Source organism: Flavobacterium sp. ACN6, from assembly GCF_002304005.1.
GTDB lineage: Bacteria > Bacteroidota > Bacteroidia > Flavobacteriales > Flavobacteriaceae > Flavobacterium.
Window position 1 is genome coordinate 52,586 of the sequence record NZ_MRCQ01000016.1, and the last position, 26,351, is coordinate 78,936.

Below are 26,351 nucleotides of genomic sequence, written 5' to 3' on the forward strand. Positions count from 1 at the left end.
TGATTGTAAAGAAAAGATTTTGGAGTTAAATCTGAAATCATTGATTTAAAATCATAAATTATCTTAAGGGGAGATACTCAAGCGGCCAACGAGGGCAGACTGTAAATCTGCTGTGTGAACTTCGCAGGTTCGAATCCTGCTCTCCCCACAAAACAAAATGAAGTTAAGATTACGGATTATAGTTTTAAGGTTTTTAAAATCTGAAATCTAGATTCAGATCTAAAATCAGAACTCTCTGCCGGTGTAGCTCAGGGGTAGAGTGCTTCCTTGGTAAGGAAGAGGTCTCGGGTTCAAATCCCGACATTGGCTCAAGTAAGTAGGAAATTGAAAATTAATATATAACTAAGATTAAAAATTAAGTAAAATGGCAAAGGAGAATTTTAATCGTTCCAAACCGCACTTAAACATAGGTACAATTGGACACGTGGATCACGGAAAAACTACATTAACTGCTGCAATTACAAAAGTATTGTCAGATGCTGGTTACTGTCAAGCAAAATCGTTTGATCAAATCGATAACGCTCCAGAGGAGAAAGAAAGAGGTATTACTATTAATACATCACACGTAGAGTATGAAACAGCTAACCGTCACTACGCTCACGTTGACTGTCCAGGTCACGCGGATTACGTAAAGAACATGGTTACTGGTGCTGCTCAAATGGACGGAGCTATCTTAGTAGTTGCTGCTACAGATGGTCCAATGCCACAAACTCGTGAGCACATCCTTTTAGGTCGTCAGGTTGGTATTCCAAGAATCGTTGTTTTCATGAACAAAGTGGATATGGTTGATGATGCTGAGTTGTTAGAGCTTGTTGAAATGGAAATTAGAGATTTATTATCTTTCTACGAATATGATGGAGATAATGGTCCTGTAGTTCAAGGTTCTGCTTTAGGAGGATTGAATAATGATCCTGCTTGGGTACCAAAAATCATTGAATTAATGGAAGCTGTTGATGCTTGGATCGAAGAGCCAGTGCGTGACGTTGCTAAACCATTCTTGATGCCAGTTGAGGATGTATTTACAATTACAGGTCGTGGAACTGTTGCTACAGGTCGTATCGAAACTGGTATTGCTAATACAGGTGATGCTGTTGAAATCATTGGTATGGGAGCTGATAAATTAACTTCTACTATTACAGGAGTTGAGATGTTCCGTAAAATCCTTGATAGAGGTGAAGCTGGAGATAACGTAGGTTTATTGTTAAGAGGTATTGATAAAGAATCTATCAAAAGAGGAATGGTTATCATTAAGCCGGGATCAGTAAAACCACACGCTACTTTCAAAGCTGAGGTTTATATCTTGAAAAAAGAAGAAGGTGGACGTCATACTCCATTCCATAATAACTACCGTCCACAGTTTTACGTACGTACAACTGACGTAACAGGAGTTATTACTTTACCAGAAGGAGTAGAGATGGTAATGCCAGGAGACAACTTGACTATCAATGTATCTTTATTAAGCCCAATCGCAATGAGCGTAGGTTTACGTTTCGCTATCCGTGAAGGTGGTAGAACTGTAGGTGCAGGTCAGGTGACTGAAATCGTAGGATAATCCTATAAAAACTATAAAAAGCCAGTTGATTTTCTTAACTGAAATCACTGGCTTTTAATTACGGGCGTAGTTCAAGGGTAGAATAGCGGTCTCCAAAACCGTTGATGGGGGTTCGAATCCCTCCGCCCGTGCAATAAAAAAATATATCAAATGACAAAAGTTACTAATTATTTATCAGAGGCTTTCGAAGAGTTAAAGTCAAATGTTACTTGGCCTGCTTGGGCTGAAGTTCAAAAATTGACAATTGTTGTGGCTGTATTTTCTATCTTATTCGCTTTGGCAACATGGGGAGTAGATGAATTTTTTGCAAAAGCTTTGGCTGGATTTTTTAACTGGTTAAAAGGATAATTTTTTTGTGATGGCAGATAATAATGTGAAAAAATGGTACGTAGTTAGAGCTGTAAGCGGACAAGAGAATAAAGTCAAAGCTTACATCGAAACTGAAATTGCCAGATTAGGTATGGGTGATTATGTTTCCCAGGTTTTAGTGCCTACAGAAAAAGTAGTTACTGTAAAAGAGGGAAAGAAAATGTCTAAGGATAAGGTTTATTTTCCTGGATATGTTATGATCGAAGCTAACTTGGTTGGTGAGATACCTCATATTATTAAGTCAATTACCAGTGTTATTGGTTTTTTAGGGGAGATCAAAGGTGGAGAACCTGTTCCTTTAAGACTTTCTGAGGTAAACCGTATGTTAGGTAAGGTTGATGAATTGGCTGTAAATACGGATACAAGATCTATACCATTTAGTATTGGTGAGACTGTAAAAGTAATTGATGGTCCTTTCAACGGATTTAATGGTTCGGTTGAAAAGATCAATGAAGAAAAGCGTAAACTTGAAGTTATGGTGAAGATTTTCGGAAGAAAAACTCCATTAGAATTGAGTTTTATGCAAGTAGAAAAAGTATAATTTTTGTTACACTATAATAAACCATTGTAATCGCTTCCATTGATTACGATGTTAAATTTTTTAAAAATGGCTAAAGAAATTAGTAAGGTAGTTAAACTACAAGTTAAGGGAGGTGCTGCGAATCCGTCGCCACCGGTTGGACCTGCTTTAGGAGCTGCTGGGGTTAATATCATGGAGTTCTGTAAGCAATTTAATGCTAGAACTCAGGATAAACCTGGCAAAATTTGTCCAGTGCAAATCACTGTGTACAAAGACAAATCATTTGATTTTGTTGTTAAGACTCCTCCAGCGGCGGTTCAGTTAATGGAAGCTGCAAAGCTAAAATCTGGTTCTGGTGAGCCTAATCGTAAAAAAGTAGCTAGCGTTACTTGGGAACAAATTAGAACTATTGCTGAAGACAAAATGCCAGACTTAAACGCTTTCACTGTGGAAGCTGCAATGAGTATGGTTGCTGGAACAGCTAGATCTATGGGTATAACTGTATCAGGAGACGCTCCTTTTTAATTAAGAAAAAGACATGGCAAAATTAACAAAAAAGCAAAAAGAGGCTGCTTCAAAAATTGAAAAGAACAAATTATACTCTCTTAAAGATGCTGCGGCATTATTAAAAGTAGTTGCTTCTGCAAAATTTGATGAGTCTGTTGATATCGCAGTTCGTTTGGGTGTAGATCCAAGAAAAGCGAATCAAATGGTGAGAGGTGTAGTTACTTTACCTCACGGAACAGGTAAAGACGTTAAAGTATTAGCATTAGTTACTCCAGATAAAGAAGCGGAAGCTAAAGAAGCTGGGGCAGACTATGTAGGTCTTGACGATTATTTACAAAAAATTAAAGACGGTTGGACAGATGTTGATGTGATCATTACTATGCCTGCTGTTATGGGTAAATTAGGTCCATTAGGTCGTATTTTAGGACCTAGAGGTTTAATGCCAAACCCTAAAACAGGTACAGTAACTATGGATGTTGCTAAAGCTGTTCAAGAAGTTAAAGCTGGTAAAATTGACTTTAAAGTTGATAAAACTGGTATCGTTCACGCAGGAATTGGTAAAGTTTCTTTTGGAGCTGAGCAAATTGTTGACAACGCACACGAAATTATTCAAACATTAATAAAACTTAAACCAACTGCTGCTAAAGGTACATACATTAAAGGTATTCACCTTACAAGCACTATGAGTCCAGCTATTGCTTTGGATCCTAAAGCAGTATAATTGGTAGTTAAAAATTTTTAGTATGACTAGAGAAGAAAAATCAATCGCGATTGAAAATTTAACTGCGCAGTTAGCTGGTACAAATATCATTTATGTATCTGATATTTCTGGATTAAACGCAGAAACAACTTCAAACTTACGTAGAGCTTGTTTTAAAGCTGGTATTAAATTAGAAGTTGTAAAGAACACTTTGCTTGCAAAAGCAATGGAAGCTTCTGCTAATGACTATGGTGATTTACCTTCAGTATTGAGTGGTAATAGTGCTATATTCATTTCTGATGTAGCTAATGCTCCTGGAAAAATTATCAAAGATTTCCGTAAGAAATCTGATAAACCAGTTTTAAAAGGTGCTTTCATCAATAATGAAGTTTATATTGGAGATAATCAATTAGATGCATTAGCAACTATTAAATCTAAAGAAGAACTTCTTGGAGAACTTATTGGATTATTACAATCTCCAGCTCAAAGAATTATTTCTGCTTTACAAAACAAATTCGCAGGAAGCGAAGAAGAAACTGAAGCATAATAATTATTGCAGGAGAATTTCTCTTGCAGCTTAAATAGCGCACAATAAACAAAATATAATTTTACAAATCATTTTAAACGATAGAAAAAATGGCAGATTTGAAACAATTCGCAGAACAATTAGTTAACTTAACAGTTAAAGAAGTTAACGAATTAGCAACAATATTAAAAGACGAGTATGGTATCGAGCCTGCTGCTGCAGCTGTAGTAGTTGCTGCTGGTGGTGGAGAAGGTGCAGCTGAAGAAGCACAAACTGAATTTACAGTTGTATTAAAAGAAGCTGGTGCTTCTAAATTAGCAGTTGTAAAATTAGTTAAAGAACTTACAGGTTTAGGTCTTAAAGAAGCTAAAGATGTAGTTGACGGTGCTCCAAGTAACGTTAAAGAAGGTGTTTCTAAAGAAGAGGCTGAAGGTCTTAAAAAATCATTAGAAGAAGCTGGAGCTGTTGTTGAATTAAAATAACAAAACACAGTTTAGAACTAGGTTTAGACCTTGGATGGAATCATCCAAGGGTCTAAACCATTTTTCGTATAATAAAATATATCAAGTTTTATTATCAAATAGTTTAAAATACGAAAAAGTTTTTGATCAATACGAAGAAAAAAATTGAACTTACTTTACTGCTCATTTTTAAAGATGTATTGATTATAATAAGAAAGTATAGATTAAACAGTGTGTTTTTACACAAAAAATTACTTTTTTTTAATCAAAATTTTGTCCATTGATGATAACAAATCAGACTGAAAGATTGAATTTTGCCTCTACAAAAAATATTCCTGACTATCCAGATTTCTTAGATGTTCAGGTTAAATCTTTTAAAGATTTCTTTCAATTAGAAACGAAATCTGACGAAAGAGGCAACGAAGGGTTATACAACACCTTCATGGAAAACTTTCCAATCACAGATACAAGAAACAACTTTGTGTTGGAGTTCCTAGATTATTTTGTTGATCCACCACGTTATACAATTCAAGAATGTATAGAGAGAGGTCTTACTTATAGTGTGCCTTTAAAAGCCAGGTTAAAACTATACTGTACAGATCCAGAACACGAAGATTTTGAAACAATTGTACAAGATGTTTATCTAGGTACAATTCCTTATATGACTCCAAGTGGTACTTTTGTTATCAATGGTGCTGAGCGTGTAGTAGTATCTCAATTACACCGTTCTCCTGGGGTTTTCTTTGGACAATCATTCCACGCAAATGGAACAAAACTTTATTCTGCGAGAGTAATTCCTTTTAAAGGTTCTTGGATAGAATTTTCTACAGATATCAATAGTGTAATGTACGCTTATATTGATAGAAAGAAAAAATTGCCTGTTACAACTTTATTCCGTGCTATTGGGTTTGAAAGAGATAAGGATATCCTTGAAATTTTCGACTTAGCTGAAGAAATTAAAGTTTCTAAAACAGGAATTAAAAAATATATTGGAAGAAGACTTGCTGCGCGTGTATTGAATACATGGCATGAGGATTTCGTTGATGAGGATACTGGAGAAGTAGTTTCTATCGAACGTAACGAAATCATCCTTGATCGTGATACTATTATCGACAAAGATAATGTTGAAGAGATCATCGATTCTAACGTTAAATCTATTTTGTTACATAAAGAGGATAATAATCAAGCAGATTATGCTATTATCCACAATACATTACAAAAAGATCCAACAAACTCTGAAAAAGAAGCTGTAGAGCACATTTACCGTCAGTTGCGTAACGCTGAACCGCCTGATGAGGAAACTGCTCGTGGTATTATAGATAAATTGTTCTTCTCTGATCAACGTTATAACTTAGGTGAGGTTGGTCGTTACAGAATGAACAAAAAACTTGGTTTGGATATCCCGATGGAAAAGCAAGTGCTTACCAAAGAAGATATTATTACCATTGTAAAATATTTGATCGAATTGATCAACTCTAAAGCAGAGATTGATGATATTGATCACTTATCAAACCGTCGTGTTAGAACAGTTGGAGAACAATTGTCTCAACAATTCGGTGTTGGTTTAGCACGTATGGCTAGAACTATTCGTGAGAGAATGAACGTTAGAGATAACGAGGTGTTTACACCAATTGATTTGATTAATGCTAAAACATTATCATCAGTTATCAACTCTTTCTTTGGTACTAACCAGTTATCTCAATTTATGGATCAAACGAATCCATTAGCTGAGATTACACACAAAAGAAGACTTTCTGCACTTGGACCAGGTGGACTTTCGAGAGAGAGAGCTGGTTTCGAGGTTCGTGACGTTCACTATACACACTATGGTCGTTTATGTCCGATTGAAACTCCAGAGGGACCAAACATTGGTTTGATTTCATCTCTTGGTGTTTATGCAAAAGTAAACGGAATGGGATTCATTGAAACTCCATACCGTAAAGTAACTAATGGTGTAGTTGATTTAGAAAGTACTCCAATTTACTTAAGTGCTGAAGAAGAAGAAGGAAAAATGATTGCTCAGGCAAACATTGAAATGGATGAAACTGGTAAAATTACAGCAAGCAATGTTATTGCTCGTGAGGAAGGTGACTTCCCGGTTGTTGAGCCATCAGTAGTTCATTATACAGACGTTGCACCAAACCAGATCGCTTCGATTTCTGCTTCATTAATTCCTTTCTTGGAACATGATGATGCGAACCGTGCGTTGATGGGATCAAACATGATGCGTCAGGCGGTTCCTTTGATCCGTCCGGAAGCACCAATTGTTGGTACAGGTTTAGAGCGTCAGGTAGCTTCAGATTCAAGAGTATTAATCAATGCTGAAGGGCATGGTACTGTTGAGTATGTTGATGCAAATATCATTACTATTAAATACGATCGTACAGAAGACGAAAGAATGGTTAGTTTTGATGCTGATGAGAAAACATACAATTTAATTAAATTTAGAAAAACCAATCAAGGTACAAGTATTAACCTGAAACCAATCGTAAGAAAAGGTGACAGAGTTATTCCTGGACAAGTATTATCAGAAGGATATGCTACTCAAAATGGTGAATTAGCTTTAGGTAGAAACTTAAAAGTTGCGTTCATGCCATGGAAAGGGTATAACTTTGAGGATGCGATTGTAATTTCTGAAAAAGTAGTTCGTGATGATATTTTTACTTCTATCCACGTTGATGATTATTCATTAGAGGTTAGAGATACTAAGTTAGGAAACGAAGAGTTAACAAACGATATTCCTAACGTTTCTGAAGAAGCTACTAAAGATTTAGATGAAAACGGTATGATCAGAATTGGAGCAGAGGTTAAACCTGGCGACATTCTAATCGGAAAAATTACACCAAAAGGAGAATCAGATCCTACTCCAGAAGAGAAATTGCTTCGTGCAATCTTCGGGGATAAAGCAGGAGATGTAAAAGATGCTTCATTAAAAGCTTCTCCATCTTTACACGGTGTAGTTCTTGACAAAAAATTATTTGCAAGAGCCGTAAAAGATAAACGTAAACGTACTCAAGATAAAGATGCTTTGGGCGCTTTAGAAATGGAGTTTGAAACTAAATTTGTTGAATTGAAAGACAGATTGGTTGAAAAATTATTCTTGATCGTTAACGGAAAAACATCTCAAGGTGTAATGAATGATTTGGGTGAAGAAGTTTTACCAAAAGGTAAAAAATATACTCAAAAAATGCTTTACGCAGTAGAAGATTTTGCTCACTTAAGCAAAGGTCAATGGGTTGCTGATGACGCTACAAATAAAATGGTTAATGATTTAATTCATAACTATAAAATTAAGCTGAACGACTTACAAGGATCTTTAAGAAGAGAAAAATTCACTATTACAGTTGGTGATGAATTGCCATCTGGAATCTTGAAATTAGCTAAGATTTATATTGCTAAAAAACGTAAACTGAAAGTAGGGGATAAAATGGCAGGACGTCACGGTAACAAAGGTATTGTTGCTAGAATCGTTCGTCATGAAGATATGCCTTTCCTTGAAGACGGAACACCGGTAGATATCGTATTGAATCCACTTGGGGTACCTTCACGTATGAACATTGGTCAGATTTATGAAACTGTTCTTGGATGGGCTGGTATGAACTTGGGTAGAAAATTTGCTACTCCAATTTTTGACGGTGCTTCTTTAGACCAAATCAATGCCTTGACTGATGAAGCAGGAGTGCCACGTTTCGGACATACACACCTTTATGATGGTGGTACTGGAGAGCGTTTCCATCAAGCAGCTACTGTGGGTGTAATTTACATGCTTAAATTAGGACACATGGTTGATGATAAGATGCACGCACGTTCTATCGGACCATACTCGTTGATTACGCAGCAACCACTTGGAGGTAAAGCTCAATTTGGAGGTCAGCGTTTTGGAGAGATGGAGGTTTGGGCACTTGAGGCTTATGGAGCATCAAGTACGCTACGTGAAATCTTAACAGTTAAGTCGGATGACGTTATTGGTAGAGCTAAAACTTACGAAGCTATCGTTAAGGGTGAATCTATGCCAGAACCAGGATTACCTGAATCATTCAATGTATTAATGCATGAATTAAAAGGTCTTGGACTTGACATTCGTTTAGAAGAATAAATAAAATTTTCAGTTACAGTCTCAGTATTCAGTTTAGCACTGAAAGCTGAGACTGAAGCTGTTTATTAAAATAAAAGTTTTTAGGATTTATACCCGTAACCCGTTCCGATTTTTTATATAAACCCTAAGCGTTTTATAATTAGCACTTCAAAATAAGAAGGTTTGAAGTTTAGAGAAGTAACCCGAGGTAGTATTTTGAATGCCGTAGGCCTTAAGCTATAAGCCGTAAGCACATGCATAAAGCTTACAGCCTAATGCATATAGCTTCAAAAAAAATCAATTTTTTAATTGCAAATAAATCAATAGTAAAAACTATGATGAATAATAGAAATAATAATAAAGATAAAAATCCAGTTAAAAGATTCAATAAAATCTCAATTGGATTGGCTTCACCAGAATCTATCTTGAAAGAATCAAGAGGAGAGGTTTTGAAACCAGAAACTATTAACTACAGAACGCACAAACCAGAACGTGACGGACTTTTCTGCGAAAGAATCTTCGGACCTGTTAAGGATTTTGAGTGTGCTTGTGGTAAATATAAAAGAATTCGTTACAAAGGTATCATTTGCGACCGTTGTGGTGTTGAAGTTACTGAGAAAAAAGTACGTCGTGATAGAGTAGGACACATCAACCTTGTTGTGCCAATTGCTCATATCTGGTATTTCCGTTCTCTTCCAAACAAAATTGGTTATATCCTTGGTCTTCCATCTAAGAAATTAGATATGATCATTTACTACGAAAGATATGTAGTAATTCAAGCTGGTATTGCTAAAAATGCAGATGGAGAATCATTACAAAGATTAGATTTCTTAACTGAAGAAGAATATTTGAATATTTTGGATACTCTTCCGCAAGAAAATCAATATTTAGATGATATGGATCCTAATAAATTTGTTGCCAAAATGGGAGCAGAGTGTATTATGGATTTATTAGCACGTATCGATTTAGATGAGTTGTCTTACCAATTGAGACACAGTGCTAATAATGAAACATCTAAACAACGTAAAACTGAAGCTTTAAAAAGATTACAAGTTGTTGAGTCTTTCCGTGAGTCTAACTTAAACCGCGAAAATCGTCCTGAGTGGATGATCATGAAAGTGGTTCCTGTTATTCCACCAGAATTACGTCCGCTTGTGCCACTTGATGGAGGTCGTTTTGCAACTTCAGATTTAAATGACTTATACCGTCGTGTAATTATTCGTAATAATCGTTTGAAAAGATTAATGGAGATTAAAGCTCCAGAAGTTATCTTAAGAAACGAAAAACGTATGTTACAGGAATCTGTAGATTCATTATTTGATAACACTCGTAAAGCTTCTGCTGTTAAAACAGAATCTAACAGACCATTAAAATCATTATCAGATTCCTTAAAAGGTAAGCAAGGGCGTTTCCGTCAAAACTTACTTGGAAAACGTGTGGATTATTCTGCTCGTTCGGTAATTGTTGTTGGTCCTGAATTAAAATTATTCGAATGTGGATTGCCAAAAGATATGGCATCTGAGTTATACAAACCTTTTGTTATCCGTAAATTGATTGAAAGAGGTATTGTTAAAACAGTAAAATCTGCTAAGAAAATTATAGACAAAAAAGAGCCTGTAGTTTGGGATATCCTTGAAAACGTAATTAAAGGACACCCAGTATTACTGAACCGTGCTCCTACGTTACACAGACTTGGTATTCAAGCTTTCCAACCAAAATTAATTGAAGGAAAAGCGATCCAATTGCACCCATTAGTATGTACGGCTTTCAACGCCGATTTTGATGGGGATCAAATGGCAGTTCACTTGCCATTAGGACCAGAGGCTATCTTAGAGGCACAATTGTTAATGTTGGCTTCTCACAATATCCTTAACCCTGCAAATGGTGCTCCAATTACTGTACCTTCTCAGGATATGGTCTTGGGTCTATATTATATGACCAAAGAACGTATCTCAACACCAGAACATGTAATTTTAGGTCAAGACTTAACTTTCTATTCTGCTGAAGAAGTAAACATTGCATTAAACGAAGGAAGATTAGAATTGAATGCTCGTGTGAAAATTAGAGCAAAAGATTTTAATGACGCTGGAGAATTAGTGTTCAAAATTATTCAAACAACTGCAGGACGTGTATTATTTAATGAAGTAGTACCAGAAGCAGCTGGATATATCAATGATGTATTGACTAAGAAAAACCTTAGAGATATTATCGGTCACATTTTAAGTGTAACTGATGTACCTACTACAGCGGCTTTCTTGGATAATATGAAAGATATGGGTTATAAGTTCGCATTTAGAGGAGGTTTATCATTCTCTTTAGGTGATATTAGAATTCCAGAACAAAAAACGAAGTTAATTGCAGATGCCAGAGAGCAAGTTGAAGGTATCTCGACTAACTATAACATGGGTCTTATTACAAATAACGAGCGTTACAACCAAGTTATTGACGTATGGACTTCAGCAAATGCTCAGTTAACAGAGTTAGCAATGAAAAATATTAGAGAAGACCAGCAAGGTTTCAACTCTGTATATATGATGCTTGACTCTGGGGCAAGGGGTTCTAAGGAACAGATTCGTCAGTTAACTGGTATGCGTGGTTTGATGGCTAAGCCTAAAAAATCTACTGCTGGTGGTGGTGAGATTATTGAAAACCCGATTCTTTCTAACTTTAAGGAAGGTCTTTCGATCCTTGAGTACTTTATTTCTACTCACGGTGCTCGTAAAGGTCTTGCGGATACGGCTCTTAAAACGGCCGATGCTGGTTACTTAACAAGAAGACTTCATGACGTTTCTCAAGATGTTATTGTTAACATCGAAGATTGTGGAACTTTAAGAGGTGTTGAAGTATCTGCTTTGAAGAAAAATGAGGAAATCGTTGAATCATTAGGAGAAAGAATTTTAGGACGTGTTGCATTGCAAGATGTTATAAATCCACTTACTAATGAAGTAATGGTTCAATCTGGTCAACAAATTACTGAAGCAATCATGAGAACTATCGAAGCTTCTCCAATTGAAAAAGTAGAAGTTAGATCTCCATTAACTTGTGAGGCTTTAAAAGGTATTTGTGCTAAATGTTACGGTAGAAACTTAGCTACTGGTAAGATGACACAAAGAGGTGAAGCTGTCGGAGTTATTGCAGCTCAGTCTATTGGGGAGCCAGGTACACAGTTGACACTTCGTACGTTCCACGTTGGAGGGGTTGCTGGAGGTATCTCTGAAGAATCTAGTATTATTACAAGATTTAACGGTAGACTTGAAATTGAAGATTTAAAAACAGTTAAAGGAGAAGACGGAGAAGGAAACTCTGTTGATATCGTAGTTTCACGTTCAACTGAATTAAAATTAGTTGATGAGAAAACTGGAATTGTTTTAAATACACATAACATTCCTTACGGATCTAGTATTTTTGTAAATGATGGTGATACTGTCGCAAAAGGAACTGTAATCTGTAAATGGGATCCATATAACGGTGTAATTGTTTCTGAATTTACTGGTAAGATTGCTTACGAAGATTTAGAGCAAGGACAATCGTTCATGGTTGAGATTGATGAGCAGACTGGTTTCCAAGAAAAAGTAATTTCTGAGGCTAGAAACAAAAAATTAATTCCAACTTTATTGGTTTACGGTAAAGAAGGTGAATTGATTCGTTCTTACAACTTACCAGTAGGTGCACACTTAATGGTTGAAAACGGTGAGAAAATTAAAGCAGGTAAAGTATTAGTAAAAATTCCACGTCGCTCTTCTAAAGCGGGTGATATCACGGGAGGTTTACCAAGAATTACTGAGTTGCTTGAGGCTCGTAACCCTTCTAACCCAGCAGTTGTATCTGAAATTGATGGTGTTGTATCTTTTGGAAAAATCAAAAGAGGTAACCGTGAGATCGTTATCGAATCTAAATTTGGTGAAATTAAAAAGTATTTAGTTAAACTTTCTAGCCAGATCTTAGTTCAAGAAAATGACTTCGTAAGAGCGGGAGTTCCATTGTCTGACGGTGCAATTACACCAGATGACATCTTAAGAATTCAAGGTCCGGCTGCTGTTCAACAGTACTTGGTAAATGAAATTCAAGAGGTATACCGTTTACAAGGGGTAAAAATTAATGACAAGCACTTTGAGGTAGTTATTCGTCAAATGATGCGTAAAGTAAGAGTTCAGGATCCAGGTGATACTTTATTCTTAGAGGATCAATTAATTCACACTAAAGATTTCATCGTTCAAAATGATAAATTATACGGTATGAAAGTAGTTGAAGATGCTGGAGATTCTTCAGTGTTGAAACCAGGTCAGATTATTACACCTCGTGAATTACGTGATGAAAATTCATTATTGAAACGAAATGATAGAAATCTTGTTGTAGCAAGAGACGTAATTACTGCAACTGCAACGCCAGTTCTTCAAGGTATTACAAGAGCTTCGCTACAAACTAAATCATTCATCTCTGCTGCTTCTTTCCAAGAAACGACAAAAGTACTTAACGAAGCTGCTGTAGCTGGTAAAGTAGATGATTTAGAAGGATTGAAAGAAAATGTAATTGTTGGACACAGAATTCCTGCGGGAACTGGTATGAGAGAATACGATAACACTATCGTAGGATCTAAAGACGATTACAACGAAATGATGGCTAATAAAGAAGAATATATTTATTAATTAGGAAACTATGAGTAATCCGAAACAACAACAAGAGCAAATTAATATTGAGTTAGACGAAACTATCGCAGAAGGAATTTATTCTAATCTAGCGATTATTAATCACTCATCATCAGAGTTTGTTTTAGATTTTGTGAGCATTATGCCAGGTATTCCTAAAGCCAAGGTAAAGTCAAGAATTGTTTTGACACCACAACATGCTAAAAGATTATTAAGAGCAATAGGTGAAAATATCCATCGATTTGAAGCAGCTCACGGCGAAATCAAAGAGACAGAGCAAGCACCAATACCGCTTAATTTTGGTCCTGCTGGACAAGCATAATTTTTAAAGCCCCATGAAAATGGGGCTTTTTTTATGGGATAACTTTAGTAATTGCAGTTTATCTGATTTAAACTCTTTTAATCGACTAAATTTCTTTAGACTGTTGTTTTAAAGTAATTTGGTAACTCCTATGAAAGATTAATTTTTGAATATAATGACTTAGTAAGGTTGATTAATTCAAATTAAAGAAGAACGCTAATTTTTGATTAGCGTTTTTTTTATGTCTGAAAAATAAATATACAATTTGAAGTTTTTTTTCTTTTCCTTCCCAACCTTTCCATTGAAAACATACTCTATATAGGTAACGATCTGTAATAGATTTTAACTTAAAAGAATATACAGTATGAAAAAGAAATTCACCTTAGAGATAGCAAATCCATGTTCTGAAAATTTTGACAATATGATTCCAAATTCAAATGGATCATTTTGTGATTCCTGCATGAAAAATGTAATTGATTTAAGTAGAAAAACAAATTCTGAGATTGCTAAGTTTATTACAGAAAGTAAAGATAAAAACATCTGTGCCCGACTAAAAGTATCACAATTGGAAGAAGAATTTCAACATAACGAAACCTCCAGAATAGCCAACCTTAAATATGCAGCGGTGGCAGCTTCTGTTTTGATAACCTCAAATATCGCGGCACAGCAAAAAGAACCAATTAAAACTGAAATCGCTTGCGCCAAACCGAATACTTATAAATTAGGCAAAGTTGTGCAAAGTCATGTAGTAGAAAAAGAAGTTTTAATAACAATTAAAGGAAAATTATTAGAGGCTAAAACAAATAAGCCATTTAATAAAGAGGAATATCCTAATTTAATTTTGTTTATTAATAGCTCGGAAAAAGCAGTAAAAATAAATCCAAAAACGGGAGAATTTTCTATATCCACGCAAATTTTGAAAGACAGCAAAACGCTCATGGTTACCGTTAGTGGAGATGATTACTATCTTTCCAAAGAAATTCCTTTTAATATAAATAGGGTTAAAGGGAATGTATTAGAACAAAACATAATTATTGCATCAGATGAACTTACTAAAATTTATATTGCTGGTGGATTAGGAATTAACTATACTCAGTAATCAACAAACTTGTGAGAGTATAAAGAAAAAAGCTGTCTAAAATATATTAGACAGCCTTTTTATGTTTTTCTTCTTAAAAAAGAATTAATCAAACTCTGATGTAAAGTATAATTTTACACTTGGATATTTACTTTGTGTCATGTGAATTGTAAAATCAGAATCGGCTAAAAATACCAATTGACCATACTTATCATGAGCTAAGAATTTTTGCTTAATACGTTTAAATTCTTTGAATTCCTCATTTTTAGCATCATCAGGTTTTACCCAGCAAGCTTTGTGAACTGGGAAATTCTCATAAGTACATTTTGCACCATATTCATGCTCCAAACGGTATTGAATTACCTCATATTGAAGCGCTCCAACAGTTCCAATTACTTTACGGTTATTCATTTCTAAAGTAAATAACTGCGCAACACCTTCGTCCATTAATTGGTCGACACCTTTATCCAATTGTTTTGCTTTCATCGGATCGGCATTATTGATGTATCTAAAGTGTTCTGGAGAGAAACTTGGAATTCCTTTAAAGCTCATAATTTCGCCCTCTGTCAAAGTATCTCCAATTTTAAAGTTCCCTGTATCGTGCAAACCTACAATGTCTCCTGGATATGAAATATCGACGATTTCTTTTTTCTCAGCGAAGAAGGCATTCGGACTAGAAAATTTTAGATTTTTTTTCTGACGAACGTGGTAATAAGGTTTGTTTCTTTCAAAAGTTCCAGAAACAATTTTGATAAATGCCAAACGGTCACGGTGTTTAGGATCCATATTAGCATGGATTTTAAATACAAAACCTGACATTTTTTCTTCAGTTGGATCAACCAAACGAGTTTCTGAATCTTTTGGTCTTGGTGATGGAGCTATTGCAACGAAACAATCTAGCAATTCACGAACTCCAAAATTATTCAAAGCAGATCCAAAAAATACAGGTTGTATTTTTCCATCTAAATAATCCTGACGCTCAAATTTTGGATAAACTTCATCAATTAATTCTAATTCTTCACGAAGTCTTTCGGCTGCTTTTTGACCAACAATTTTATCTAATTCTGGATTGTTTTGAACATCAGAAAAAGCAATTGTTTCTTCAATATTTTTACGGCTGTCACCACTGAAAAGATTAATGTTTTCTTCCCATAAATTGTAAATTCCCTGGAAATCATAACCCATTCCAATAGGGAAACTTAAAGGCGTAACTTTTAAACCTAATTTTTGCTCCACCTCATCCATCAAATCGAAAGCATCTTTACCTTCACGGTCTAATTTATTAATGAAAACAATCATCGGAATGTTACGCATTCTACAAACTGCCACTAATTTTTCAGTTTGTTCCTCAACCCCTTTTGCAACGTCAATAACAACGATTACACTGTCAACAGCGGTTAAGGTTCTAAATGTATCTTCAGCAAAATCCTTGTGTCCTGGAGTATCAAGGATATTGATTTTTTTATCTTTATAATTAAAAGCAAGTACAGAAGTCGAAACCGAAATACCTCTTTGGCGTTCGATTTCCATGAAATCACTCGTTGCTCCTTTTTTAATTTTATTGTTTTTTACAGCTCCCGCTTCCTGAATTGCCCCTCCAAATAACAATAACTTTTCTGTTAATGTTGTTTTACCAGCATCGGGATGCGATATAATTCCAAATGTTCTTCTGCGTTGTATTTCTTTTAAAAAGCTCATATTTCGTATAAATAGGTTACAAAAATACTATTAATTACGGCTTAATAAAAATATTCACTTCTTAAATTGGAACAGTTTTTCTCTTTTAAGTCATTAAACAATAAAGTAGGCTTCCGTAAAATAGCGTCATTTTAAGAGAGGTTGCACAAGTTGTTTGTGTAGATCTTATAAAACTATCCTATAATTTTTTGTTAATAGTATATCGGATAGTTGTATTATGTAATTGAATTGTTATTTTTGTTCGTTATAAGTTACGAAAGAACTATACTTTAATTATTTATGTTTTGATAAAGTATTAAAAACATCCATAATTTTGGAGGATTATCTCAAACAGGCTTACATTCAAATAAAATTTAAAATAATGTTATTAAAAAAGTTACAGCTAAAAACAATTGACTACAAGTTTGCACTAACAGTTTGTTTTTTTCTTTTTTTTGCTCCAATTATTACAGCACAAGAAATAATTCCTGATGTTGTAGCTGAAAAACCTGTTGAAACTCATTCAGGCGGGAAATTAAAAATTGACGGAATTATTGCAACAGTAGGAGATTATATTGTTTTAGATTCTGATATTGATAAAGGATTTTTAGAGATTACAGCTCAAGGCGGATCTACTAAAGATATTACAAGATGTCAGATGCTAGGTAAACTTCTAGAAGACAAATTGTATGCTCACCAAGCAATTCAGGATAGTATTATTGTGAGTGATGCCGAAGTTAGAGGGATGATGGAAGAGCGTCTGAATTATATGACGCAGCAAGTAGGAGGAGATATCAGTAAAGTTGTTGAATACTACAAGAAGAGTTCTGTTGAAGAATTTAAAACTTATTTTGCCGATATCTTAAAAGAGCAAAAACTTGCTTCAGAGATGAGAGACAAGATTATTAAAGATGTTGAAATTACTCCAGAAGAAGTTCGTAATTTCTTTAAGAAAATCCCAAAAGACGAATTACCGACTTTTGGTGCTGAAATGGAAGTAGCTCAAATTGTTGTTGAGCCAAAAGTCTCTAAAGAAGATAAGCAAAAAGTAATCGATAGATTAAATGGTATAAGACAAGATGTTCTTGATGGTTCAAGTTTTGCTACAAAGGCAGTTTTATATTCTCAAGATCCAGGATCTTCTCCAAATGGAGGTTATTATAAAATGAACAGAAAAACTTCTTTCGTAAAAGAGTTTAAAGACGTTGCTTTTAGTCTGCAGGCAGGTGAAATTTCTCAGCCATTTGAAACAACTTTTGGATTCCATATTATTATGGTTGAAAAAATTAAAGGACAAGAAGTAGAGTTACGTCATATTTTGATTGCTCCTACAGTTTCCGAAGCGGCTTTAAAAGAAGCAAAAGAAAGAATTACTAATATTAGAAATAAGATTGTTGGTAATGAAATATCATTTGCAGATGCAGCAAGAACAGAGTCTGATGAAAAGGAAACTAGAACAAATGGAGGAACTTTGGTAAACCCAACAACTCAGGATACTCGTTTCGAATTAACAAAGATGGATCCAACGTTATACAGTCAGGTTTCTAATTTAAAAGGAAATGAAGTAACACAGCCGCTTTTAAATACAGACGATAAAGGTAAAAAGACCTATAAACTTATTACTGTAACTAATAGAATTGAAGATCATACTGCTGACTACGCTAAAGATTATACAAAAATTAAAGAATTAGCGTTGAAAGAAAAGCAGATCAATGCAATTGCAAAATGGTTTGATAATAAGATTAAAGATACTTACATTAAAATTATTGGCGAATACAAAGAATGCGACTTCGCAAACAACTGGTTGAAAAAATAATTTTTATTAAATAAATAAAAAGAGTTAGTTTTATGATTTCATAGAATTAACTCTTTTTAATTTTAAATACACTCATAAATGTCTGACGTAACAGCAATTCACAATTTAGTTCAAAAAAGAAACGAATTAAAAAAAGAAATAGCGAAAATAATTGTAGGGCAGGACGCCGTTGTAGATCAAATTTTACTTTGTATATTTTCTGGAGGACATGCACTTTTAATAGGTGTTCCCGGTTTGGCAAAAACCTTAATGATTAATACATTGTCTCAAGCTTTAGGTTTGGATTTTAAAAGAATTCAGTTTACGCCAGATTTAATGCCTTCTGATATTTTAGGAAGTGAGATTTTGGATGAAAATAGAAACTTCAAATTTATTAAAGGACCAATTTTTTCTAATATCATTTTAGCCGACGAGATTAATAGGACGCCTCCAAAAACTCAGGCAGCTTTACTTGAGGCTATGCAGGAAAGATCGGTAACTATAGCAGGCCAGCATCATAAATTAGATTTGCCATATTTCGTTTTGGCAACTCAAAATCCAATTGAGCAAGAGGGAACATATCCATTGCCTGAGGCACAGTTAGACCGTTTTATGTTTGCGGTAAAATTAGAATATCCAACTTTTGAAGAGGAAGTTCAAGTGGTAAAACGAACCACTTCTGATGTTAAAACAGAAATTAACCCTTTATTTACAGCGCAGGAAATTATAGATTTTCAACATCTAATCCGCAGAATTCCTGTTGCAGATAATGTTATTGAATATGCTGTAACATTAGTAAGTAAAACACGTCCAGACAATCCATTGTCTACTGATTTTGTTAAAAATTATTTGGATTGGGGAGCAGGACCAAGAGCATCTCAAAACTTGATTTTAGCAGCAAAGGCACACGCAGCTTTTAACGGAAAATTTTCACCAGATATTGAAGATGTGCAAGCAGTTGCAAGTGGAATTTTACGCCACAGAATTATTAAAAATTATAAAGCAGATGCGGAAGGAATAACTGAAGAAGTTATTATTCAAAAGCTGATGTAATTTTTTAAACTTTGATTATAAAAAATCCTGATAATTTTTATTGTCAGGATTTTGTTATTTAGTGTTGTTTTGAAATTATTAGCGACTTCTAAATGACTTAAAAAACTCCAACTATAACGTTATAATTGATTATTTAGAAAGATTCTTAGCGAAAATAGAGGTAAAATCTCACTTACTGCGTAACATTAAATTTCGACTTTGTTAAAGAAAAGATTTTAAAATATCAATAATTCATTTTTTTTATGCAAAATTGAGTTTTTAGCAAAAACAGACGGTCAAAATCGTTTTTTAACAATAATAATTTTTGAAAATGCGAGTTCTATTATATTTTTTTTAATTCTCGGCTTTAATAACTAAATTTGCGAACAAAAAAATAAAAATACCTAGAAATACTTCTTACTATGAACATTTATCAGGATTATATCCAAGAAATTGAAGAAAGAAAAGGTCAAGGGCTTCACCCGAAACCAATTGATGGTGCTGAATTATTAAGCGAAATCATTGAACAAATTAAAGATTTAAATAACGAATACAGAGAAGATTCTCTTAAGTTTTTTATTTATAATGTTGTGCCCGGGACCACTAGTGCTGCTGGTCTTAAAGCTAAATTTTTAAAGGAAATCATTCTTGGTCAATCCTTAGTAAAAGAGATAACTCCTGCTTTTGCTTTTGAATTATTATCACACATGAAAGGCGGACCTTCTATTGAAGTTCTGTTGGATTTAGCATTGGGTAATGATGCTTCTATTGCAAAAGAAGCGGCAAATGTTCTTAAGACTCAAGTTTACCTTTACGAGGCAGACACAGACCGTCTTAAAGAAGCCTTTAAAAATGATAATGCAATCGCAAGAGAAATTCTTGAAAGTTATGCAAAGGCAGAGTTTTTTACTTCACTGCCAGAAGTTGTTGAAGAAATTAAAGTAGTTACATATATCGCTGGTGAAGGAGACATTTCTACAGATTTGTTATCTCCAGGTAACCAGGCTCACTCACGTTCTGACCGTGAACTTCATGGTAAATGCATGATCACGCCTCAGGCACAAGACGAAATTAAAATGCTGCAAGCACAGTATCCAGACGCAAGCGTAATGCTTATTGCTGAAAAAGGTACAATGGGTGTAGGTTCGTCAAGAATGTCTGGTGTAAACAACGTGGCGCTTTGGACTGGTAAACAAGCAAGTCCGTATGTTCCATTTATTAATATTGCTCCAATTGTTGCAGGAACAAACGGTATCTCTCCAATTTTCCTAACAACTGTTGATGTTACAGGTGGTATTGGTTTAGATCTTAAAAACTGGGTTAAAAAGCTTGATGCAAATGGAGATGTTATTCGTAACGAGAATAATGAACCTGTTTTGGAAGAAGCATACTCTGTTGCTACAGGAACTGTACTTACAATAAACACAAAAACTAAAAAGCTTTATAACGGCGATAAAGAATTAATTGATATTTCTAAGGCATTCACACCTCAGAAAATGGAATTTATAAAATCCGGCGGATCTTACGCAATTGTATTTGGTAAAAAACTTCAAACATTAGCAGCAAAAGTTCTTGATGTTGAAGCTCCTCTTGTATTTGCTCCATCAAAAGAAATTTCTATTGAAGGTCAAGGTCTTACTGCAGTAGAAAAAATCTTCAACAAAAACGCTGTTGGTATTACTCCAGGGAAAGTGTTACATGCAGGTTCTGATGTTCGTGTAGAAGTTAATATTGTGGGTTCACAAGATACGACTGGTCTTATGACTGCTCAGGAATTGGAGTCTATGGCTGCGACAGTTATTTCGCCAATTGTTGATGGTGCTTACCAATCTGGTTGTCACACGGCTTCTGTATGGGATAAAAAAGCTCAGGCAAATATTCCAAAATTGATGAAATTTATGAACGATTTTGGTTTAATCACAGCACGTGACCCTAAAGCCGTTTATCATTCAATGACAGACGTAATTCACAAAGTACTTAATGATATTACAATTGACGAGTGGGCTATCATTATTGGTGGTGACTCTCATACAAGAATGTCAAAAGGTGTTGCTTTTGGTGCCGATTCAGGAACAGTTGCTCTTGCACTTGCTACTGGTGAAGCTTCAATGCCGATTCCAGAATCTGTAAAGGTGACATTTGTTGGAGAAATGAAAGGTTATATGGACTTCCGTGATGTAGTTCATTCAACTCAATCTCAAATGCTTAAGAAATTTGGTGGTGAAAACGTATTCCAAGGAAGAATTATTGAAGTTCACCTAGGAACTCTTACTGCTGACCAAGCATTTACATTTACAGACTGGACTGCAGAAATGAAAGCAAAAGCTTCTATCTGTATTTCTGAAGATGATACTTTGATTGATTCATTGGAGATTGCAAAAGGAAGAATCCAGATTATGATCGACAAAGGAATGGATAATCATAAACAAGTTCTTCAAGGATTGATCAATAAAGCTGATAAAAGAATTGCAGAAATTAAGTCTGCTGAAAAACCAGCATTAACTCCAGATGCAAATGCTAAGTATTATGCTGAAGTAGTTATTGATTTGGATCAAATTGTGGAGCCAATGATTGCAGATCCAGATGTTAACAATGTTGATGTTTCTAAAAGATATACACACGATACTATCAGACCTCTTTCTTTCTATGGAGGAGTGAAAAAAGTAGATCTTGGATTTATCGGTTCTTGTATGGTTCATAAAGGAGATATGAAGATCCTTGCTCAAATGCTTAAAAATATAGAAGATTTACATGGTAAAGTTGAGTTTAAAGCGCCGCTTGTAGTAGCGTCGCCAACTTATAACATCGTAGATGAACTTAAGGCTGAAGGAGATTGGGAAGTTTTACAGAAATACTCAGGTTTCGAATTCGATGATAATGCCCCTAAAGGTGCTGCGCGTACAGAATACGAAAACATGTTGTATTTAGAACGTCCAGGATGTAACCTATGTATGGGTAACCAGGAAAAAGCAGCAAAAGGAGATACTGTAATGGCAACTTCTACACGTTTGTTCCAAGGAAGAGTAGTAGAAGATACTGAGGGTAAAAAAGGAGAATCATTGCTTTCTTCAACACCAGTTGTTGTTTTGTCTACAATTCTTGGAAGAACTCCTACAATGGATGAATATACAGCTGCAGTAGAAGGTATTAGTTTGACTAAGTTTGCGCCTTCTAGTAAACAATTAGTGATGTAATATATTCGATTAGTTATAATCATTATATATAGAAAGCCCGAGTGATAAACTCGGGCTTTTTCTTTTCTAACTCCTCTATTTTTCGTAACTTGTGATGATCAAATAAAAAAAACAAAACAATTATAACTTATGGCTTTTGATATTGAAATGATAAAAAAAGTGTATGAGAACATGCCCGCTCGTGTTGATAAAGCACGCGAGATTGTTGGTCGTCCACTTACCTTAACAGAGAAAATTTTATACAATCACCTTTGGGATGGAAATCCTTCTAAGGCATTTGGAAGAGGAGTTGATTATGTTGATTTTGCACCAGATCGTGTAGCATGTCAGGATGCAACTGCTCAAATGGCATTATTACAATTTATGCACGCTGGTAAGAAAACGGTTGCAGTTCCAACCACGGTACACTGCGATCACTTGATTCAGGCAAAAATAGATGCTGCAACCGATTTGGCCAGAGCAAAAACACAAAGTAATGAAGTTTTCGACTTCTTGTCGTCAGTTTCTAATAAATATGGAATTGGTTTCTGGAAACCAGGAGCTGGAATTATTCACCAGGTAGTGCTTGAAAATTACGCTTTTCCTGGCGGAATGATGATTGGTACCGATTCGCATACTGTAAATGCAGGTGGTTTAGGAATGGTAGCAATTGGTGTTGGTGGTGCCGATGCCGTAGACGTTATGTCCGGAATGGCTTGGGAGCTTAAATTTCCTAAATTAATTGGAGTAAAATTAACTGGTAAATTATCAGGATGGACTGCTCCTAAAGATGTTATTCTTAAAGTTGCCGGTATTCTTACTGTAAAAGGTGGAACTGGTGCTATCGTTGAATATTTTGGAGAAGGTGCAACAGCTATGTCTTGTACAGGTAAAGGTACTATTTGTAACATGGGTGCCGAAATTGGAGCTACAACTTCAACTTTTGGTTATGATGATTCTATGAGTCGCTACTTACGTTCTACAAATAGAGCAGATGTTGCAGATGCAGCAGATAAAGTAGCTTCTTACTTAACTGGAGATCCAGAAGTTTATGCTGACCCAGAAAAATATTTTGATCAAGTTATCGAAATTAACTTATCGCAATTAGAGCCGCACTTAAACGGTCCTTTTACGCCAGATTTAGCTACTCCAATTTCGAAAATGAAAGAAGAAGCAATAAAAAATAACTGGCCATTACAAATTCAGGTTGGTTTAATTGGTTCTTGTACCAACTCTTCTTATGAGGATATTGCTCGTGCAGCTTCGTTAGCAGAGCAAGTTGCTGCTAAGAATTTAAAAACAAAAGCAAAGTTTACAATTACTCCAGGTTCTGAGGTTGTTCGTTCGACAATTGAAAGAGATGGATTTATTGATACGTTTAATAAAATCAACGCGACTGTGTTTGCTAACGCCTGCGGACCATGTATTGGTATGTGGGACAGAGAAGGAGCAGAGAAAGAAGAAAGAAACACTATTGTTCACTCTTTCAACCGTAACTTCTCAAAACGTGCAGATGGTAATCCAAACACTTTAGCTTTCGTTGGTTCTCCAGAATTGGTAACGGCACTGGCAATTGCAGGTGATTTAGGATTCAATCCATTAACAGATAAGTTAATTAATGAAGATGGGGAAGAAGTAATGCTTGATGCTCCAACAGGGGACGAGCTTCCTTCTAAAGGTTTCTACGCTGAAGATCCAGGATTCCAAGCTCCAGCAGAAGACGGTTCAGGAGTTCAGGTTGTGGTTAGTCCAACTTCAGAGCGTTTGCAATTATTGGCTCCATTTGATGCTTGGGATGGTAAAAATATTACTGGTGCTAAATTGTTAATCAAAGCATTTGGAAAATGTACTACAGATCACATCTCTATGGCAGGACCATGGCTTCGTTTCCGTGGTCATCTGGATAATATTTCTAATAATATGCTGATTGGTGCTGTAAATGCATTCAACCAAAAAACGAATTCAGTTAAAAATCAACTAACAGGAGAGTACGATGCTGTTCCTGCTGTTGCTCGTGCATACAAAGCAGCTGGAGTGCCATCTATCGTAATTGGAGATCACAACTACGGTGAAGGTTCTTCTCGCGAGCATGCTGCGATGGAACCTCGTTTCTTAGGTGTTAAAGCGGTATTGGTGAAATCTTTTGCACGTATTCACGAAACTAACCTTAAAAAACAAGGGCTTTTAGGATTGACGTTTGCAAATGAAGCTGATTACGATAAAATTGAAGAAGATGATACTATTAATTTCTTAGATTTAACCGAATTCGCTCCAGGTAAACCATTGACATTGGAATTTGTTCATGCAGATGGTACAAAAGATATAATCTTAGCAAATCACACCTACAACGCAGGTCAAATTGGCTGGTTTGTTGCTGGTTCTGCTTTAAACTTAATTGCAGCTGGAAAAGCTTAATTTTAAGTAATATTTTATAAAGAAAATGCTCTGTGAAAACAGGGCATTTTTTATTTAACGTGAATACTTGGAAAAAAGCTTCAAAATTTTTACTTTTTTGGAATTGTATTTTTTAGATAAAAATCATATTTGTAAGAAAAGTAAGTTTAAATTTTAATTAACTGAAAATCAATAATAAAGCTTTTCTCGATATTAATTCAATTTTAAGTTTGGCATTTTAGCATAAATTAATTGTTAAAAATTATGGTTTTTATGCTTTTAAGAGTTAAATTCGCCTTTGAGGTAATATATTTGTAATTTTTGAGTTTAATTCTATAACTAAACTTAAAAAAAAAGAGTACTAACTTAAATAGTGATTATGGTTTTTAGATTAATAATAGGGTTGTTTTTTTTCAGTGTTGGAGCATTTGCACAAGATAATTTTGTTAAGCACAAAATTTCACAAGGAGAAAATCTTTCCGTTATTGCTAAAAAATATGGAGTGAAAGTAAAAGACATTTCTGATGCAAATCCGAACACTTCTAAAATCTTAAAACTAAATTCGGTTCTTTTAATTCCGAATAAAAATAAAAATATTGCTAAAGTTAAAACTAAAACAGAGTCTAAATCTGAAGTAGTTCTAAATACTAGTCCAAATTCACACGAAGTGGCTGCAAAAGAAACACTTTGGGGAATTTCAAAAAAATACAATGTCTCTGTTGATGACTTAAAGAAAGCAAATCCGCTTTTAGAGTCAGAAGGACTTAAAATAGGACAGCAGATTGTCATTCCTTCAAATTCTTCTACTGTTGCTTCTTTAAATGAAAAAACTATTGAAAGTACTCCAGAAATTGTTTCTACTAATGTTGAATTGTACAGAGAAGTAAAATCTAAAGAAACGAAATACGGTATTTCTAAAGAATATGGAATAACTGTTGCAGAATTAGAGCGTCAGAATCCATCAATTAAGGGAAAAGTGCCGGTAGGTTATCTACTAAAAATTAGTGTTCCAAAGGAAAAAGCCGATTCAATTCAAGCTGCGAAAGCTTTGCAGGAATCTAATATAGCTTCAATTTCTTCTTCAACTCAAATAGCAGAAACTGCTCCAGAAATCAAAAGAGATTCTACTTTTGTTAGATTATCATCAGGAAGTCATTCTGAATTAATAGACCAGATTATCGCAAATGCAACTGAAAATATTGGAGTGCGCTATCGATCGGGCGGTACAACAAAAGCCGGTTTCGATTGTTCAGGTTTAATGATTTGTACCTTTAATAATTTCGATATTAAATTACCAAGAAGTTCTATAGAGCAATCACGCTATGGTACAAAAATCACAAGTGACGAAGCTCAAAAAGGAGATTTGATTTTCTTTAGAACAAATGGAAGACGTCATATCAATCATGTTGGAATGATAGTTGAAGTAGCCGACGGAGAAATTAAATTTGTACATTCATCAACTCACGGAGGTGTAATGATTTCTTCTACAAAAGAACCATATTACACAAGAGCATTTTCTCAAGTAAATCGAGTTTTAGAATAGTA

At 34.9% G+C, this 26,351-nt stretch carries 17 protein-coding genes and 3 tRNA genes; 19 read left to right on the forward strand and 1 reads right to left on the reverse strand.

Going from position 1 to position 26,351, the window contains the following annotated elements; genetic code table 11:
• The first annotated feature begins 67 nt into the window (after positions 1 to 67).
• The 14 genes from BSF42_RS19740 to BSF42_RS19805 all read left to right on the forward strand — a co-directional run bounded on the left by BSF42_RS19740 (position 68) and on the right by BSF42_RS19805 (position 14,756).
• Positions 68 to 148 (forward strand) — tRNA-Tyr (locus tag BSF42_RS19740).
• A gap of 89 nt (positions 149 to 237) precedes the next feature.
• Positions 238 to 309, forward strand: a tRNA-Thr gene (locus tag BSF42_RS19745).
• Positions 310 to 364: 55 nt separating this feature from the next.
• Complete coding sequence (gene tuf, locus BSF42_RS19750; protein ID WP_035619191.1) at positions 365 to 1,552, forward strand: elongation factor Tu; 1,188 nt, start codon at positions 365 to 367, stop codon at positions 1,550 to 1,552.
• A gap of 60 nt (positions 1,553 to 1,612) precedes the next feature.
• A tRNA-Trp gene (locus BSF42_RS19755) sits at positions 1,613 to 1,683 on the forward strand.
• A 19-nt stretch (positions 1,684 to 1,702) separates the two neighbouring features.
• Positions 1,703 to 1,900 (forward strand): preprotein translocase subunit SecE, encoded by a 198-nt coding sequence (gene secE / locus BSF42_RS19760; RefSeq protein ID WP_008466927.1) that lies wholly within the window; start codon positions 1,703 to 1,705, stop codon positions 1,898 to 1,900.
• Positions 1,901 to 1,910: 10 nt separating this feature from the next.
• Complete coding sequence (gene nusG, locus BSF42_RS19765) at positions 1,911 to 2,462, forward strand: transcription termination/antitermination protein NusG (protein ID WP_095954823.1); 552 nt, start codon at positions 1,911 to 1,913, stop codon at positions 2,460 to 2,462.
• A gap of 66 nt (positions 2,463 to 2,528) precedes the next feature.
• Positions 2,529 to 2,966 carry a 50S ribosomal protein L11 gene (gene rplK, locus BSF42_RS19770; protein WP_057117056.1) on the forward strand — a complete coding sequence of 146 codons (438 nt, stop codon included), beginning with the start codon at positions 2,529 to 2,531 and terminating at the stop codon, positions 2,964 to 2,966.
• A 13-nt stretch (positions 2,967 to 2,979) separates the two neighbouring features.
• Positions 2,980 to 3,669 carry a 50S ribosomal protein L1 gene (rplA, locus tag BSF42_RS19775; protein WP_035619180.1) on the forward strand — a complete coding sequence of 230 codons (690 nt, stop codon included), beginning with the start codon at positions 2,980 to 2,982 and terminating at the stop codon, positions 3,667 to 3,669.
• Between the two features lie 22 nt (positions 3,670 to 3,691).
• On the forward strand, positions 3,692 to 4,195 hold the full coding sequence (gene rplJ, locus BSF42_RS19780; RefSeq protein ID WP_095954824.1) for a 50S ribosomal protein L10: 504 nt from the start codon (positions 3,692 to 3,694) through the stop codon (positions 4,193 to 4,195).
• 89 nt (positions 4,196 to 4,284) lie between these two features.
• Complete coding sequence (gene rplL / locus BSF42_RS19785) at positions 4,285 to 4,656, forward strand: 50S ribosomal protein L7/L12 (RefSeq protein ID WP_007807437.1); 372 nt, start codon at positions 4,285 to 4,287, stop codon at positions 4,654 to 4,656.
• 262 nt (positions 4,657 to 4,918) lie between these two features.
• A complete protein-coding gene (gene rpoB, locus BSF42_RS19790) occupies positions 4,919 to 8,731 on the forward strand; it encodes a DNA-directed RNA polymerase subunit beta (RefSeq protein ID WP_095954825.1) in 3,813 nt (1,270 codons plus the stop codon).
• 314 nt (positions 8,732 to 9,045) lie between these two features.
• On the forward strand, positions 9,046 to 13,356 hold the full coding sequence (rpoC, locus tag BSF42_RS19795) for a DNA-directed RNA polymerase subunit beta' (protein ID WP_095954867.1): 4,311 nt from the start codon (positions 9,046 to 9,048) through the stop codon (positions 13,354 to 13,356).
• A 10-nt stretch (positions 13,357 to 13,366) separates the two neighbouring features.
• Entirely contained in the window at positions 13,367 to 13,678 is a 312-nt protein-coding gene (locus BSF42_RS19800) for a DUF3467 domain-containing protein (RefSeq protein ID WP_012024017.1), read from the forward strand.
• A 343-nt stretch (positions 13,679 to 14,021) separates the two neighbouring features.
• A complete protein-coding gene (locus BSF42_RS19805; protein ID WP_095954826.1) occupies positions 14,022 to 14,756 on the forward strand; it encodes a hypothetical protein in 735 nt (244 codons plus the stop codon).
• Between the two features lie 84 nt (positions 14,757 to 14,840).
• Here BSF42_RS19805 and BSF42_RS19810 read toward each other — a convergent pair whose 3' ends face one another.
• The gene (locus BSF42_RS19810; RefSeq protein ID WP_095954827.1) at positions 14,841 to 16,433 is read right to left on the reverse strand and encodes a peptide chain release factor 3; all 1,593 of its coding nucleotides are present in this window, start codon (positions 16,431 to 16,433) and stop codon (positions 14,841 to 14,843) included.
• Positions 16,434 to 16,794: 361 nt separating this feature from the next.
• Between BSF42_RS19810 and BSF42_RS19815 the strand changes: the two genes are divergently transcribed.
• From BSF42_RS19815 to BSF42_RS19835, 5 genes are all read left to right on the forward strand, one after another.
• The gene (locus BSF42_RS19815; RefSeq protein ID WP_095954828.1) at positions 16,795 to 18,228 is read left to right on the forward strand and encodes a peptidylprolyl isomerase; all 1,434 of its coding nucleotides are present in this window, start codon (positions 16,795 to 16,797) and stop codon (positions 18,226 to 18,228) included.
• A gap of 78 nt (positions 18,229 to 18,306) precedes the next feature.
• Positions 18,307 to 19,260: a MoxR family ATPase gene (locus BSF42_RS19820; RefSeq protein ID WP_095954829.1), complete on the forward strand. Its 954-nt coding sequence runs from the start codon at positions 18,307 to 18,309 to the stop codon at positions 19,258 to 19,260.
• 401 nt (positions 19,261 to 19,661) lie between these two features.
• Positions 19,662 to 22,433, forward strand: coding sequence for a bifunctional aconitate hydratase 2/2-methylisocitrate dehydratase (locus tag BSF42_RS19825; RefSeq protein WP_095954830.1), 2,772 nt, complete (start codon positions 19,662 to 19,664; stop codon positions 22,431 to 22,433).
• 129 nt (positions 22,434 to 22,562) lie between these two features.
• The gene (locus tag BSF42_RS19830) at positions 22,563 to 24,827 is read left to right on the forward strand and encodes an aconitate hydratase (RefSeq protein ID WP_095954831.1); all 2,265 of its coding nucleotides are present in this window, start codon (positions 22,563 to 22,565) and stop codon (positions 24,825 to 24,827) included.
• Positions 24,828 to 25,185: 358 nt separating this feature from the next.
• Positions 25,186 to 26,349 (forward strand): peptidoglycan endopeptidase, encoded by a 1,164-nt coding sequence (locus BSF42_RS19835; protein ID WP_095954832.1) that lies wholly within the window; start codon positions 25,186 to 25,188, stop codon positions 26,347 to 26,349.
• Positions 26,350 to 26,351: the final 2 nt, after the last annotated feature.

Excerpts from the sequence above, each read along its gene's own strand:
- BSF42_RS19830 (WP_095954831.1), top strand. The coding sequence starts at position 22,563 with ATGGCTTTTGATATTGAAATGATAAAAAAAGTGTATGAGAACATGCCC.
- BSF42_RS19805 (WP_095954826.1), top strand. The coding sequence starts at position 14,022 with ATGAAAAAGAAATTCACCTTAGAGATAGCAAATCCATGTTCTGAAAAT.
- rpoC (WP_095954867.1), top strand. The coding sequence starts at position 9,046 with ATGATGAATAATAGAAATAATAATAAAGATAAAAATCCAGTTAAAAGA.
- rplK (WP_057117056.1), top strand. The coding sequence starts at position 2,529 with ATGGCTAAAGAAATTAGTAAGGTAGTTAAACTACAAGTTAAGGGAGGT.
- rplA (WP_035619180.1), top strand. The coding sequence starts at position 2,980 with ATGGCAAAATTAACAAAAAAGCAAAAAGAGGCTGCTTCAAAAATTGAA.
- rplL (WP_007807437.1), top strand. The coding sequence starts at position 4,285 with ATGGCAGATTTGAAACAATTCGCAGAACAATTAGTTAACTTAACAGTT.
- secE (WP_008466927.1), top strand. The coding sequence starts at position 1,703 with ATGACAAAAGTTACTAATTATTTATCAGAGGCTTTCGAAGAGTTAAAG.
- BSF42_RS19815 (WP_095954828.1), top strand. The coding sequence starts at position 16,795 with ATGTTATTAAAAAAGTTACAGCTAAAAACAATTGACTACAAGTTTGCA.
- rplJ (WP_095954824.1), top strand. The coding sequence starts at position 3,692 with ATGACTAGAGAAGAAAAATCAATCGCGATTGAAAATTTAACTGCGCAG.
- BSF42_RS19810 (WP_095954827.1), bottom strand. The coding sequence starts at position 16,433 with ATGAGCTTTTTAAAAGAAATACAACGCAGAAGAACATTTGGAATTATA.
- tuf (WP_035619191.1), top strand. The coding sequence starts at position 365 with ATGGCAAAGGAGAATTTTAATCGTTCCAAACCGCACTTAAACATAGGT.
- BSF42_RS19825 (WP_095954830.1), top strand. The coding sequence starts at position 19,662 with ATGAACATTTATCAGGATTATATCCAAGAAATTGAAGAAAGAAAAGGT.
- BSF42_RS19820 (WP_095954829.1), top strand. The coding sequence starts at position 18,307 with ATGTCTGACGTAACAGCAATTCACAATTTAGTTCAAAAAAGAAACGAA.
- rpoB (WP_095954825.1), top strand. The coding sequence starts at position 4,919 with ATGATAACAAATCAGACTGAAAGATTGAATTTTGCCTCTACAAAAAAT.
- BSF42_RS19800 (WP_012024017.1), top strand. The coding sequence starts at position 13,367 with ATGAGTAATCCGAAACAACAACAAGAGCAAATTAATATTGAGTTAGAC.
- nusG (WP_095954823.1), top strand. The coding sequence starts at position 1,911 with ATGGCAGATAATAATGTGAAAAAATGGTACGTAGTTAGAGCTGTAAGC.
- BSF42_RS19835 (WP_095954832.1), top strand. The coding sequence starts at position 25,186 with ATGGTTTTTAGATTAATAATAGGGTTGTTTTTTTTCAGTGTTGGAGCA.